The 14,598-nt window shown below is 58.2% G+C and carries 5 protein-coding genes; 1 reads left to right on the top strand and 4 read right to left on the bottom strand.

Translation table 11 applies throughout. The features are described 5' to 3' along the window. The 3 genes from RS9916_RS15360 to RS9916_RS11820 all read right to left on the bottom strand — a co-directional run. Positions 1-10,864: hypothetical protein (locus RS9916_RS15360; RefSeq protein ID WP_304412090.1), on the bottom strand; the 10,864-nt coding region annotated here is incomplete at its 3' end. Positions 10,865-11,102: 238 nt separating this feature from the next. Then, positions 11,103-11,459 (bottom strand): DUF6447 family protein, encoded by a 357-nt coding sequence (locus tag RS9916_RS11815; protein WP_007099665.1) that lies wholly within the window; start codon positions 11,457-11,459, stop codon positions 11,103-11,105. Beyond that, positions 11,456-12,325: a phytanoyl-CoA dioxygenase family protein gene (locus RS9916_RS11820; protein ID WP_007099666.1), complete on the bottom strand. Its 870-nt coding sequence runs from the start codon at positions 12,323-12,325 to the stop codon at positions 11,456-11,458. The genes RS9916_RS11815 and RS9916_RS11820 overlap by 4 nt, the downstream gene beginning before the upstream one ends. A 66-nt stretch (positions 12,326-12,391) precedes the next feature. On the opposite strand from RS9916_RS11820, the gene RS9916_RS11825 reads away from it, so the two are divergent. Next, positions 12,392-14,335: a hypothetical protein gene (locus RS9916_RS11825; RefSeq protein ID WP_007099667.1), complete on the top strand. Its 1,944-nt coding sequence runs from the start codon at positions 12,392-12,394 to the stop codon at positions 14,333-14,335. Here RS9916_RS11825 and RS9916_RS11830 read toward each other — a convergent pair. Next, positions 14,317-14,580, bottom strand: coding sequence for a Nif11-like leader peptide family natural product precursor (locus tag RS9916_RS11830; RefSeq protein WP_007099668.1), 264 nt, complete (start codon positions 14,578-14,580; stop codon positions 14,317-14,319). The two genes, RS9916_RS11825 and RS9916_RS11830, sit on opposite strands and share 19 nt — an antisense overlap. Between the last annotated feature and the right edge of the window lie 18 nt (positions 14,581-14,598).

Raw genomic sequence — 14,598 nt, forward strand, 5'->3', positions numbered from 1 at the left:
TGGACTGGAGGAGAAGGCCGTGGGAGCCAGCGCCAGCGCCAGCAGCACCGACTGAGCCCATGGATGAGGAGGCGTTAGCGGCAGTGCCACCGCCGGTGACGATGGTGAGTGTGTCGGGGACCAGGAAGTTGATGGAGCCGGAGCTGCCGCCTTTACCGCCTTTGCCGCCCATGCCAAAGGTGGCGGATGCCGCGAATTTGGCCTCGCCTTGGGCGGATGCGGAGTTGGTGACGGAGCCACCGGCACCACCACCACCACCGACGGATTGCGCAAAGAAACCGATGGACCCAGCACCTGAGGTGGCGACGTTTCCAGAGATGGAGCCGTTGATGTCACCGGAGCTACCACCACCGCCACCGATGGCGCCTTTGCCGACAACAGCACCAAGGGTGAAGGAGGAATTGGCGGTTTTGTTGCCAGTTCCTGCAGCGACGTTGGAGGTGACCGAACCACCCTGACCACCACCACCACCGATGGATTGGAGGAGAACGCCGTAGGAGGTGTCGCCTTTGGTGATGAAGGTGCCATCGGCGTAGAAGTTGACGCCGGAGGCGTTACCACCGCCACCGCCAGTGCCACCGATGGCAAAGGAGGCGTTGAGGTTGCCGCCAGCGGAGGCGTTGTTCACCGAGCCGCCGGCACCGCCGCCACCACCGATGGATTGGAGGAAGACGGCATGGGCGTTATCGCCCTGGGTTTGGATCTGTAGATCGGCGATTTGTGCAGCGGAGCCGAGGGAAACGGAACCAGCGGAACCGCCGCCGCCGGCGTCACCACCGGAGGTGTAACCACCACCGAGGGAGAAGGAGGTGTTGGAGGTGGTTGTGGCGGAATTGGAGCCGATGACACGACCGCCGGATCCACCACCACCACCGATGGACTGGAGGAGAAGGCCGTGGGAGCCAGCGCCAGCGCCAGCAGCACCGACTGAGCCCATGGATGAGGAGGCGTTAGCGGCAGTGCCACCGCCGGTGACGATGGTGAGTGTGTCGGGGACCAGGAAGTTGATGGAGCCGGAGCTGCCGCCATCACCGCCTTTGCCGCCCATGCCAAAGGTGGCGGATGCCGCGAATTTGGCCTCGCCTTGGGCGGATGCGGAGTTGGTGACGGAGCCACCGGCACCACCACCACCACCGACGGATTGCGCAAAGAAACCGATGGACCCAGCACCTGAGGTGGCGACGTTTCCAGAGATGGAGCCGTTGATATCACCGGAGCGACCACCGCCGCCACCGATGGCGCCTTCGCCGACAACGGCACCAAGGGTGAAGGAGGAATTGGCGGTCTTGTTGCCAGTTCCTGCAGCGACGTTGGAGGTGACCGAACCACCCTGACCACCACCACCACCGATGGATTGGAGGAGAACGCCGTAGGAGGTGTCGCCTTTGGTGATGAAGGTGCCATCGGCGTAGAAGTTGACGCCGGAGGCGTTACCACCGCCACCGCCAGTGCCACCGATGGCAAAGGAGGCGTTGAGGTTGCCGCCAGCGGAGGCGTTATTCACCGAGCCGCCGGCACCGCCACCACCACCGATGGATTGGAGGAAGACGGCGTGAGCGTTATCGCCCTGGGTTTGGATCTGTAGATCGGCGATCTGCGAGGCGCGACCGAGGGAGACGGAACCAGCGGAACCGCCGCCGCCGGCGTCACCACCGGAGGTGTAACCACCACCGAGGGAGAAGGAGGTGTTGGAGGTGGTTGTGGCGGAATTGGAGCCGATGACACGACCGCCGGATCCACCACCACCACCGATGGACTGGAGGAGAAGGCCGTGGGAGCCAGCGCCAGCGCCAGCAGCACCGACTGAGCCCATGGATGAGGAGGCGTTAGCGGCAGTGCCACCGCCGGTGACGATGGTGAGTGTGTCGGGGACAAGGAAGTTGATGGAGCCGGAGCTGCCGCCTTTACCGCCTTTGCCGCCCATGCCAAAGGTGGCGGATGCCGCGAATTTGGCCTCGCCTTGGGCGGATGCGGAGTTGGTGACGGAGCCACCGGCACCACCGCCACCACCGACGGATTGCGCAAAGAAACCGATGGACCCAGCACCTGAGGTGGCGACGTTTCCAGAGATGGAGCCGTTGATATCACCGGAGCGACCACCGCCGCCACCGATGGCGCCTTTGCCGACAACGGCACCAAGGGTGAAGGAGGAATTGGCGGTTTTGTTGCCAGTTCCTGCAGCGACGTTGGAGGTGACCGAACCACCCTGACCACCACCACCACCGATGGATTGGAGGAGAACGCCGTAGGAGGTGTCGCCTTTGGTGATGAAGGTGCCATCGGCGTAGAAGTTGACGCCGGAGGCGTTACCACCGCCACCGCCAGTGCCACCGATGGCAAAGGAGGCGTTGAGGTTGCCGCCAGCGGAGGCGTTATTCACCGAGCCGCCGGCACCGCCACCACCACCGAGGGACTGGAGGAAGACGGCGTGAGCGTTATCGCCCTGGGTTTGGATCTGTAGATCGGCGATCTGCGAGGCGCGACCGAGGGAGACGGAACCAGCGGAACCGCCGCCGCCGCCGTCACCACCGGAGGTGTAACCACCACCGAGGGAGAAGGAGGTGTTGGAGGTGGTTGTGGCGGAATTGGAGCCGATAACACGACCGCCGGATCCACCGCCACCGCCGATGGACTGGAGGAGCAGGCCGTGGGAGCCAGCGCCAGCGCCAGCAGCACCGACTGAGCCCATGGATGAGGAGGCGTTAGCAGCGGTGCCACCGCCGGTGACGATGGTGAGTGTTTTGGGGACAAGGAAGTTGATGGAGCCGGAGCTGCCGCCTTTACCGCCTTTGCCGCCCATGCCAAGGGTGGCGGATGCCGCGAACTTGGCCTCGCCTTGGGCGGATGCGGAGTTGGTGACGGAGCCACCGGCACCACCGCCACCGCCGACGGATTGCGCAAAGAAACCGATGGAACCAGCACCAGCGGTTGCAATCGAGCCGGCAATGGAGCCGTTGATATCACCGGAGCGACCACCGCCGCCACCGATGGCGCCTTTGCCGACAACGGCACCAAGGGTGAAGGAGGAATTGGCGGTTTTGTTGCCAGTCCCTGCAGCGACGTTAGAGGTGACCGAACCGCCCTGACCACCACCACCACCGATGGATTGGAGGAGAACGCCGTAGGAGGTGTCGCCTTTGGTGATGAAGGTGCCATCGGCGTAGAAGTTGACGCCAGAGGAGGAACCACCGGAGCCGCCGGTGCCACCGATGGAGAAGGAGGCGTTGAGGTTGCCGCCGGAGGAGGCGTTATTCACCGAGCCGCCGGCACCGCCACCACCACCGATGGATTGGAGGAAGACGGCATGGGCGTTATCGCCCTGGGTTTGGATCTGTAGATCGGCGATTTGTGCAGCGGAGCCGAGGGAAACGGAACCAGCGGAACCGCCGCCACCGGCGTCTCCGCCTGATGAGCCGGAACCACCAAAAGAAAATGAAGAATTGGAGACCGATGTTGTGACGTTGCTGCCGATGATGGAACCCCCAGCACCACCACCACCACCGATGGATTGGAGGAGAAGACCGTGGGCACCTGTGCCCTGTGTTGTCACTTTCAGTGGTTTCGGTACCAAGAAGGAGACCGCACCACCATCACCACCACCACCGCCTTTGCCCCCAAATCCGAAGGTGGCAGAACCAGCGACGCTTACATTCCCGGAAACGGAAGCAGAATCCATCACAGAGCCTCCAGCGCCGCCCCCGCCGCCTACTGACTGGGCTTTGAATCCAAGGGAAGCCTCTCCAAAGGTCGAGATTGAACCGGATAGTGATCCGCTGACGTCGCCGGCAGAACCGCCTCCACCGCCTTTCCCGCCGACGCCTACAGAGATGCCGAAGGCGAAATTGGAGTTCGCACTACTGGCTGATGCCGAAGCGTTCGATGTCACCGAACCCCCAGCACCACCACCACCACCAATCGACTGAATCAAAACACCGTGCGAAGAGTGTCCTGTGGTGATGAACGTGCCATCAGTGAACATTTCGACATTGCCGCCATCGCCACCGTCACCACCCCTGCCTCCCATACCAAAGGCCACAGACAAGTTGCCTCCAGAAGAGCTGTTGTTGGTATTGGAGCCAATACCACCACCACCACCAAGGGACTGAATAAATAGTCCGGTGGCGTTATCGCCACGCGTTCTAATTGTGAGATCGGCAATGTCTGTAGCGCTGCCAAAGCTCACAGATCCACCTCGGCCACCGCCGCCGCCTTTGCCACCAACGGATGCAGACGCGCCGAAATTGAAGGAGGAATTCGCTTTAGTTGTAACTGTGTTTTCGGATTTGACTTCGCCAGCATTACCACCACCACCACCAAGACTCTGAACAGTGATTCCAGTGGAGGAATCCTTGAGGGTGTCAACTGTGATGGGAGATAGAGCATTGAAAATGACATTGCCTCCATCACCGCCCTTTCCTCCATCACCGCCGAGTGCGACGGACAAGGAGCCTGAGAATTTGCCGCCGCCACTTGCGGATGATTTTGAGATGGTGGAACCACCAATACCGCCACCGCCACCAACGGATTGCACATAAATGCCGTCAGATGCTTGACCTTTGGTCAAGATGGAGCCTCCGAATCCGACATTTACATCGCCGGCATTTCCGCCGCCACCACCTTCACCGCCAGTGCCTAATGAAACGCCCAGAGTGAAGGTGGAATCCTTCTCCTTTGAATCGCTCGATTTTTGATCAGGAGCACTGGAGTCAGATTGGGAAACACTACTTCCGCCTGTTCCACCACCACCTCCAATGGATTGAGCGATGAAACCGCGGGAATTGGCACCCCGAGTCTCGATGTTGGCGAGGGTGTTAACAATCACATTGCCTGCATCTCCGCCAGCGCCTCCCTGTGCTCCAAGAGCAAAAGTCACGCTTAATGAACCACCTTTGTTTTCACTACTAGCGCCGCCACCAGTTCCACCACCTCCGCCAACGGATTGGGCGAGAAAGCCTTCTGAATTATTGCCAATCGTTAGGATAGTCAGTTCAAATGGATTGCTAGCACTTGTCCCAACTGTAACGAGTCCAGAATTGCCTCCGGTTGCGCCTACTCCAGATTCATTAACGCCACCTCCAAATGTGTATTTGGATTTGCTTTTGTTGATGCTATTGCTGCTTGAGGCACCGCCTGAGCCACCACCACCTCCAATCGACTGGGCAACAAAACCTTTGGCTAATTCGCCGAATGTAGTAATCGTTAGTCCATTGCCGGTGCTGTCAGAGTTGACAGTTACGTTGCCTGCTACGCCACCACTTCCTCCATCTCCACCAAGGCCAACTTCTGCACTGCCTTGAATTGATTTATCGCCTTTGAGTGAGGCTGTGGCTGATAATGATTCAGAGCTACCTCCTGCGCCACCACCACCACCGATGGATTGGGCAAAGAAGCCATAGGCAAAATCGCCATGGGTTTTAATCTTTCCTGAAACGTTCACAAGAACATTTCCAGATCGACCTCCTTCTCCTCCCTCCCCGGAGATATTTGCTCCCAAGGTGACAGGGCTTCCTTCTTTGGAAATTGATGCTGCGTAGCTGCTGCTGCTACCACCGGTGCCGCCACCGCCACCAACGGATTGCGCTAGTAATCCATAAGAAAAATCACCACTGATGATGTTGCCGTTGGAGTCGACGTATCCAGTTGTGATATCGCTGCTGGATGTAACCGTGACATTGCCGCCACTGCTACCGGCGCCACCGGACCCGCCAAGATTGACGCTGCCACCAACGCTGACAGATTTTCCAGTGCTAACAGTGCCCTGAAGGTTTAGAGAGCTGCCGCCCGAGCCGCCGCCTCCGCCGATGGATTGAGCAACAATTCCACTTGCATGGTTTCCAAAGGTTTGAATGGTTTGTGCTGTGTTGAACACTGATACTGAACCTGCTGATCCGCCTGAACCACCAGTACCTCCGATGCTCACTGCTGCATTGACTGCTGTTTTTTTGCTGCCACCAAGTTGCCCGTTGACAGTGCTTCCACCTGCGCCACCGCCTCCTCCAACTGATTGAGCAAAGATGCCATAGGCGAAATCGCCATAAATATTATTTTCTCCATTCTCAACGTAATTAGTTCCAGTAAAAATATTTCCGCTATTCGTGATCGTGACGTCTCCTGAATTCGCCCCGCTTGCTCCTTTACCGCCAACATTGGCCCCAACGTTGGCAGCTACACCACTCTCTGAAGCTGCTAATTGAGCATTGATGACACGACCGCCGGATCCACCGCCACCGCCAAGTGACTGAGCATAAATACCGGCACTGTTATTGCCAATTGTTTTGATGACGCCAGAGTTTTTGATGCTGACATCGCCAGAGGTTCCGCCTTCTCCTCCATTCCCGCCAAGGCTTACGCCAACGTTGGCACCGACGGATCCACTGGTCGAAAGTGCACCCTGAATTGATATAGCTTCTCCGCCTGAGCCGCCACCACCTCCAACCGACTGGGCATAGATGCCGTAAGAGTTGTTGCCGTAAAGAGCGGAAAGACGGTCGTCAGTGATTCCCGTCGTGATATCGGCTGTATTGCTGACGGTCACGTTGCCAGCGCTGCCTCCTTTCCCGCCGCCCCCGCCTAAGTTCACACCAGCGCTGACAGCATTGCCGCCACCTGCACCCTGCAAGTTCACGGTGCTGCCCCCTGCACCACCGCCGCCTCCGATGGATTGAGCTAGGAGTCCGGTAGAGAAATCTCCACGCGTTTTTATTGAACCACCCGTGTTGTCAATGCTCACATTTCCAGCCGTATTTCCTGATCCAGCTCCTCCGCCAATATTGACACCGGCGTTGACTGCCGCAGTTTTGCCGACGCTGACTTGTGCTGAAAGTGTGCTGCCACCATCTCCACCACCACCGCCGACCGATTGTGCATAAATGCCATACGCGTAATTACCTTTCAGCTCGTAACCCGTATCGTTAGATTTAATAGTGCCTGTTTCAATATTGGCGGCATTAATTACTTTCACATTGCCAGATGTTCCTCCGCTGCCACCTTTTCCCCCAATATTCGCAGCCATATTGACGGTTGCTGTTCCGCCGCCGCCTAGTTGAATGTTTGTAGCGCTTCCTCCCGAGCCACCGCTTCCTCCGAGTGACTGTACGTAGATGCCTGCAGATGAATCACCGATGGTTTGAATCCTGCTGCCGGAGTTGGTGATGGTGACATTTCCAGCTGTTGCTCCCGCTCCAGCTGTTCCCCCAATTTGAGCGCCAGCATTAACTGCTGCACTGCCACCAAGAGAAAGGCTTCCTGATAATGAGTTGCCACCATTGCCTCCACTACCACCTACTGATTGGGCAAAGATTGCAGCTGAGTTGCTACCGACTGTGCTCAGATTTGAGCTGTTGGTAACGGTGACATTTCCCCCTGATGACCCGGCACCGCCTGATCCACCAATGGTGGCACCAAGGCTTACGGCACCTGTGCCACCGCCCTGGAGGGTCAAAGACATTGCTGACCCCCCGGTTCCACCACCACCGCCTAGGGACTGGGCAAAAATGGCTGAGGCATAGCTCTCGCCGAAGGTGCTAATTGATTCGCCTGATGAACTAACGGTTACATCGCCACCGGTACCTCCCGACTCTCCTTGCCCCCCAATTGTGGCTGCGGCATTGACGCCAGCAGTGCCACCCATGCCGACACTTCCACTAATGGAACTACCGCCACTTCCACCACCACCACCAAGCGATTGCGCAAAGATCCCATAAGACAAGAATCCTTCGGTTTGAATTGAGCTGGCTGAATTCACAGTGACGGAACCAGCGCTTCCACCTCCGCCACCATTACCGCCAACTGCTGCTGTTGCAGTTACACCAGCGGTACCACCTATGCTCCCCTGAAGGCTGAATGTTCCTCCGCCTGAGCCGCCTCCACCGCCAATTGATTGAGCCAAGATGCCAGCGGATTGGTCGCCTTTTGTGATGATTTGACCGCCTTTGGTGGTGACACTGACAGGACCTGAGTTTCCGCCCTTACCACCTTCGCCTCCGACACTGCCTCCGAGAGTGACACCAGCTGTTCCTCCTCCCCCCAATTGTGCGTTGACTGTTGATCCACCCTGGCCACCACCACCACCGACGGATTGAGCAAAGATGCCTTGTGACAGGTTGCCCAATGTCAGGATTTGATCTTCTGGTCTCAAATTGGCTGTAACGCTGACCGAACCGCCTTGTCCGCCTCCACCACCTTTTCCGCCAACAGCAAAGTTGGCGCTAACACCAGCAACACCACCTGCCGCAAGACTCATGGTTGTTGAGGATCCTCCAGCACCACCACCGCCACCAAGTGATTGAGCAAGGATGCCGGGGGAGTAGTCGACTGGGTTGTCTTTTGTGTTTGCGAGACCTGTCTGGATCGAACCGTCGCTGTAGCTGAGTTCCACGGAACGACCATCTCCCCCGCCCTCACCCTTGCCGCCTACTGCCACTGCTGACCCAATACTGGCGACTGGGTTGATGGACCCTGCTCCACTAACGGTTGAGCCGCCGGATCCACCACCACCACCAATGGATTGAATCAAGATTCCCGGTGAATATCCCCGGTTGGTGGTGATATTTCCCGAAATATCACCGATTGCTTGCCCCCCAGATCCGCCTGAAGCTCCATCGCCACCAAGGCCCACGCTTGCTGATACACCAAGTGAGGCAGTCATTGATATCGTGCTGCCGCCTGCTCCACCACCTCCACCAATGCTGGTGATACTGACGCCAGGTGAATTTTCAGCCTCTGTTGTAATGCTGCCCGAGAAGGTAGCTGAGGCTCTGTTGCCTTGACCCCCACCAGCTCCGCTACCACCAACTGATGTAGTTACGGCAATTCCCCCGGCAGCTGCGCCGGCAGCCGATCCACCTGAGCCACCACCACCACCGATGCTCACCACATTCAGTCCAGGAGATTGAAATCCCTTTGTCCTGATATTTCCAGCAGCCACGACATCTACAGTGCCTGCGTTTGCGCCTGTACCACCATCGCCTCCGACGTTGATAGAAACGCTAGCGACAGACGGTCCAGAAGCACTCTTTGTGCTGCCGCCTGATCCACCACCACCGCCAATACTTGTTGCAGTAATACCAGGCGAGTACTTTCCAGTTGTCGTGATATCTGCATTGAAAGGATTACCACTTTCGCCAACTTTCACAGTGCCGCCTAAGCCCCCAGATCCACCTTTGCCCCCAATGGTCAAGTTCACACTGATCAATCCACCGCCACCGCCAGCGCTGTTTGCACTGCCGCCATTGCCACCGCCACCACCAATTGCTTGCACGAGTAGGCCAGGGGAGCTCACGCCGCTTGTGCTGATAGTGACTGCGTCTGAACCCGTTGGTGAATTCACAACGGCGGTGCCGCCAACTCCACCTCCACCACCATCCCCACCAACAGCCACGCTGATATCGCCTGCGGAATTGGCGTCGCCACCATTGCCACCACCACCACCGATGGACTGCACAATCACACCAGGAGCGTAGTCCTGGAAAGTGGTGATAGATCCTTTGCTCAAGTTTGCGGTTGCTATGCCTCCGTTTCCACCTGGACCCCCTTTCGCGCCGAACGTGATGAAGCCAGAATTGGTACCTGCACTTCCGCCACCACCGCCAATGCTTTGAACAAGAATTCCTGAAGAAAGTGATCCTTTCTCCTTTGATCCGGTGGTGATACTTCCTCCTGAGAAATTGATAGTCGCATTTCCGGCATTTCCACCAGCTCCTGCTTCTGATGAGGTCCCGAGGGTAATTGCAGAAATATTGCTGCCGATTGCACCACCACCACCACCGATGGATTGAACGATGATGCCTTGAGAATTGTTCCCGCTGGTATTAATCGTGCCTGCCGACATGGAGGCCTCTGCAGATGCCCCGTCACCGCCCTTACCACCTTTGGAACCTCCAAGGTTGGCTAGCGAAATTTGGCCTGGGACTGAACCACCACCACCACCAACGCTTTGGGCGTTGATGCCAGGCATATTGTCTCCGACTGTCGTAATTGAACCGCTATTGCTGGCCTGAACATTGCCGGCAGCTCCGCCCGAGCCACCAAGGCCGCCCCAGGTGACGATCACCCCCCCTGTTCCTGACTGACCACCCTGGCCACCAACAGATTGAACAAGGATGCCGGCGCCGCCCGACCCGCCACTGTTGGACACGCTAATGGTGCCGGCATTGCTACCGGTTGCGAGGCCTGAAACGCCTCCAGTTCCTCCAGCTCCACCTGAGCCGAAGGTCCCGCTACCTCCGTTGCCTGCCGTGCCACCTGTGTTTTGAGATAACACGCCAATGGCGGCAGCGTTGCCGCCGCCTGAGCGGTTTGTGACAGAGACAGTGGCACCATTTTGAATGGTGATGCTTGCTTTTTGGTTGACGGAGCTACCGCCTGCTCCACCTGGTCCTCCACTCGCCAGGCCTGCGCCTGCTCCGTCACCTCCCTCACCGGAGACGGCGGATGCTTGAACACCTGCAACAGTGCTATTGCTTGAAGTATTGATCGAGACAGAACCACCGCTGGAGAAGGTGACTTGAACATTGCCGGGGGAGCCTCCTGTGCCGCCGGCTCCACCGTTGCCAACCGAACCGCCACCGGTACCGCCCTTTCCACCAAAGGATTTTGACCCAACTTGTGAGCTATTCGACCCTGTAACGGTCTGGGTGATGTTGGGGCCTTGTCCTCCCGAGCCACCAGTGCGTCCCGTGGTACTCCATGGGTCGTAGTTTGGTTGCGAGCCTGTCTTGCCGGTGCCTTGGAGTAAGGGTTCCGATGGAGGTGAGTTGTAGGTCCCAGACGTGACGCCCGTCTGGGCAAGAACACTCGTCGTTCGTCCCGCCATCAAAAGGAAGGCGGGCAGAAGCGCTAGGGCTGACGAGGTCTTGCGGTTCACGACATTTTGCGACCAATACAAAATAATGTTTTGTTTTTTTTTGGCAACCCTCAGTCGCGCAATTGAAACGTTGTCGAATAGTCCCTCAGTGCTGTTGCATTGGCCTCTCTAATTTCCGGAGGTTGATGCCAAAGCTTAGCCTCTGGGTCCCAGTCATAAAAAAGTCCACCCCATCAAGCTGGGGTGGACTTTTGAGATTGAAATTGTTTCTTGAAACTAGTCTAATTGCAGCTGACGATCAGGCAGCTTCTACTTCCTCAGATGCTGAATTGTCTTCCTGGTTAGGGATCCAAGGTTTGAATCCTTCGCCTTCACCTTCTCCTTCGGCAATTGGTTCGATGCCTGCGTTCTGAATGATTTGGCCCAGGGCGGCTGTCAGGCTTTGCTGTGCGGCAGCGAGCTGACGCATCCGGAAGCGATGCTCGTTGAGTTCGTTCTCCGAACGAATCAGATCGTTGAGCAGATTGATGGCTTCAGGAGGCAGTGCCTGCATGGGATAGACCCGGCCATCGAAGGTCAGGGTCTGTTGGTTGGCAGTGGTCCCCTGCTCTTCGGAACCGTTGGATTCCTGTTGATCCTGATCGAAATCGCTCATGCCTTTTGGGAGGTGTGCGAAGAGTGTATGGGGAATTTTGCGGATGGTCTGCTTCTGATCCAGGGATTGTGATACCCGGGAACAGGATCTCCTTCTTTCATCCCTGCAAAACAGGATTGATGAAGGCCTTGTCGCAGGAGTTGCACTTGACTGCGCAGGGATGTTGGGGCATGGGCCATCGATGGGTTGAGGCTTAAGACTCCTTCTCCGCAGCCGTAGACGGCCACAAAGGCGAGGCGTTGTTCAGCTGCCCGATGGCCTTGGCTGCCATGCAGGGTCCATCCATCGTGAAAACTGCAATCGCCCGGTTGAAGCCCCAGGGTGGTGAGGTGTTGCCACGTGTCGTCCTGCTGCCACTGTCTTTCGTAGTGCTTGTAGTGGCTTAGGGCACTCCCCCCTTCCAGCAGATGACAGCAGGCATGGGGCGTTTGCCAATACTCCAAAGGAGCATCGTCGATGCCCGTGATTGGGGTCAGCGGAATCCATAAGGTGAGGAACGTGCACCCTTCCACCGGTATGAATAGGGCGTCTTGATGCCAAGGGGTGTGTTCGCTGCCTGGAGGTTTGAAGTAGGTCTGATCCCTCAACAACCAGATCTGGTCGCTCTGTAGCAGATTCGCTGCTAGTTGGGCCGGCTCCTCTTCCAAAAGCCATTGCTCCAACTCGGCGTGTTGTTTCCAGAGATTTTCGCGGAAATCCCAGTGTTGGCCGAACTCCAGCACGCTGGTTTCCAAACCGCTGCTGGTGGGGCTGGCCTGGGAGTCTGCGTTCGGTGAGGCCAGCAGCGCAGCGATCTTGGCGAGCTTGCTGCGTGTACAAAAGCCAGTCGCGAGGCCTTGCAATCCTCCGAGGCCCGCGCGGGTCACTGTCGCCTGAGGCAAGACTGTCTCCCGCTGTGGCTGCCATCATGTCGCCCCAGAAGTTCTTTTGGTATGCGGGCGACCTGGCAGAGCTTTTGGACAGATGACTCCCCGATCGAGGAGTTGTTCTCGACGTTGTCGCCCTCAACATTTCAACGCCAGTTTCTCCAAGGGCTGACACCGGTGGATGCACCGGCCATCGGTTTGGAGGTTTCTAAACGGGGGCTTCGCCGCCGCCCCCATCTGGCTGCCTGGGTGCTGAATGGGCGCGTCCAACGTTGGACCAACGTTCTGCAACCGTTGCTTCGCGCGGATGGCCGCTTTGCTTCTGGTCTGCAGATCTGCGATCTGTTGCCCTTTTTGCAGGCTCAGGATTTGTTCCGTCCCGAGGCTTGGTTGGAACTGACGCAGCCGCCACGCCGTCAAGCCGGCCAATCATTTTTGCTGTTTCGTCAAACCCTTCAGGCACTCCCACCAGCAAAACTCAGGCAACAGCTCGAAGCCTTGCATGGGCAGCTGACGCCGTCGTTGCAGCAACGTCTACCCCTTCCCGATGCGGGCTGGTGGTCGGCACTGGATGCGTTGCCTCTGGCTGGCGTTGAGCAGCTCGGCCTTGATCTGGATCCACAAGGCAGTGGTTGGCGTTTTCTGTTTGCAGTCAGCGACCAAGAGGCGCTATTGGAAGCCATTACCTTCCCAGTCGCCCTGCGTGCTGGGCTTGAGGTCTTTCCTTTGGCCTTGGCGCTGGATAGTCGTCATTCCATTCAGGAGCGCTATGCCCTGGAGGTGTTTCCCCGTTATCGCCACATGCACACCATCGTTGGCTACCCCGGTGAGGTGCCTGCCGATGCGAGTCAATGGCCCGTCTGGCCGGTTCATGAGGCTCTACTGCCAGCCCGTCGTTTGCAGCAGTTGATGCAGGCCTCGGTGCATGTGCCATCGGTGAGCTACGGCTCGAACCACTTGGCGCTGCGTGGAGGTCTCAGTCACCAGAAAGTCGTTGTGGAAGCCGGCATTCCCGTGGATCACAAGGCCTATCTCGGGGTGATGGTCACGGGCAGCAAGGCAGCCTCCGAGCGCAGAAGCCCCTTTGAGTGCGCCATCGCGTGCCTTGCTGGAGCGAGCGATGGTTGGTGTGGGTTCGCCCTCAGTCCCGGTGCTTCCGATCAGTGGGTGCCGCTGGCTTGCCTCACCTTGCTGGCGCCATGGCGGGACGATGCCCGCTTACGAGTGGCTTATGCCAAGCAGGTTGACCAGCTCGAATCGCTGCTTGGGGAGCCCCGGCCGGTGGGGTACAGCCATCAGACACCGCCTGATCTCGATAGTTCCATCTGGTTGCGTCGCTGTCTGTTGGCCTTGCAGCGTCCATCGACCGAGGCCTTGGATCAGTTCCTGGCGGAGGGTTGGGTTGATGGCCACGGCATTCGCACCTACAGCGATTCACAAGCCATCGCTGATTTCATCCACCGTCCTGCGGAGGAGTTGAGCGGTTGGTGTTCCCTTCACGACTGTGTGCTCGCGAACTGGGCAGCGGACCCAGCTCTTCCTCAGGCTGCCCAGGCATTGCAGCAGTTGCGCGATCGTCTCCAGCGGCAGAAGTTTGGCGCTTATTGGTGGCCTCTTGATGCGTTGGTGTTGAGCCTGATGCCACGGGGTTCGCTTCCGCGCGGCGTGATCGAGGCTTGCCTTAACCAAAGTCTGTCTCCCGCGGTTGCAGCCGTGATGCCTGAGGCGGAACGCGAGCGAGTGCTCCGCTTCTCGCGGGCGTTGATGCTGCTCCGTCACGGCAAGGCGGAGGAACAGCAGGAAGGTCATGCCGTGTTGGAGGCGTTGATTGACAGCCCCGAGGCGTTCCGAAACATCTTGATGATGCAGTTGCCCGAGCCAGAGTGCACGGATCCCACGACGCAGACGGCCTGGAGGTGGAACGGTCCGATGGAAGGATGCCTGGCACCGGATCCTCTGGGATATCTGGCGGCAGCCCTGGTGGTGTCGGTTCAGGAGCGGTCGAGATAGGCCTGGAAGTCCTGCATATCGAACAGATCGTCGAGGCCTCCTTCGACCAGCAGATCAAGCTCGTCGTCACTCATGGCCAGGATCTGTTCGGCTTGGGCGCGCAGTAAATCAGCCGCGCGCAACTGAAATCCCTCCTTGGCTGCCAGCTGCAGCACCCCCTGGAGGTCGAGTTGGCTGAGCTGTTCCTGCAGATCGGGGTTCTGCTCCACCTTCGCGAGGAACGACTCCAGATCCTGAAGGGCCATGCTGTTACAGGCAGAGGC

It is taken from the genome of Synechococcus sp. RS9916, from assembly GCF_000153825.1.
Lineage (GTDB): Bacteria > Cyanobacteriota > Cyanobacteriia > PCC-6307 > Cyanobiaceae > Synechococcus_C.

Coding starts and splice junctions, on each gene's coding strand:
- RS9916_RS11815 (WP_007099665.1), bottom strand. CDS start 11,459: ATGAGCGATTTCGATCAGGATCAACAGGAATCCAACGGTTCCGAAGAG.
- RS9916_RS11825 (WP_007099667.1), top strand. CDS start 12,392: ATGCGGGCGACCTGGCAGAGCTTTTGGACAGATGACTCCCCGATCGAG.
- RS9916_RS11830 (WP_007099668.1), bottom strand. CDS start 14,580: ATGGCCCTTCAGGATCTGGAGTCGTTCCTCGCGAAGGTGGAGCAGAAC.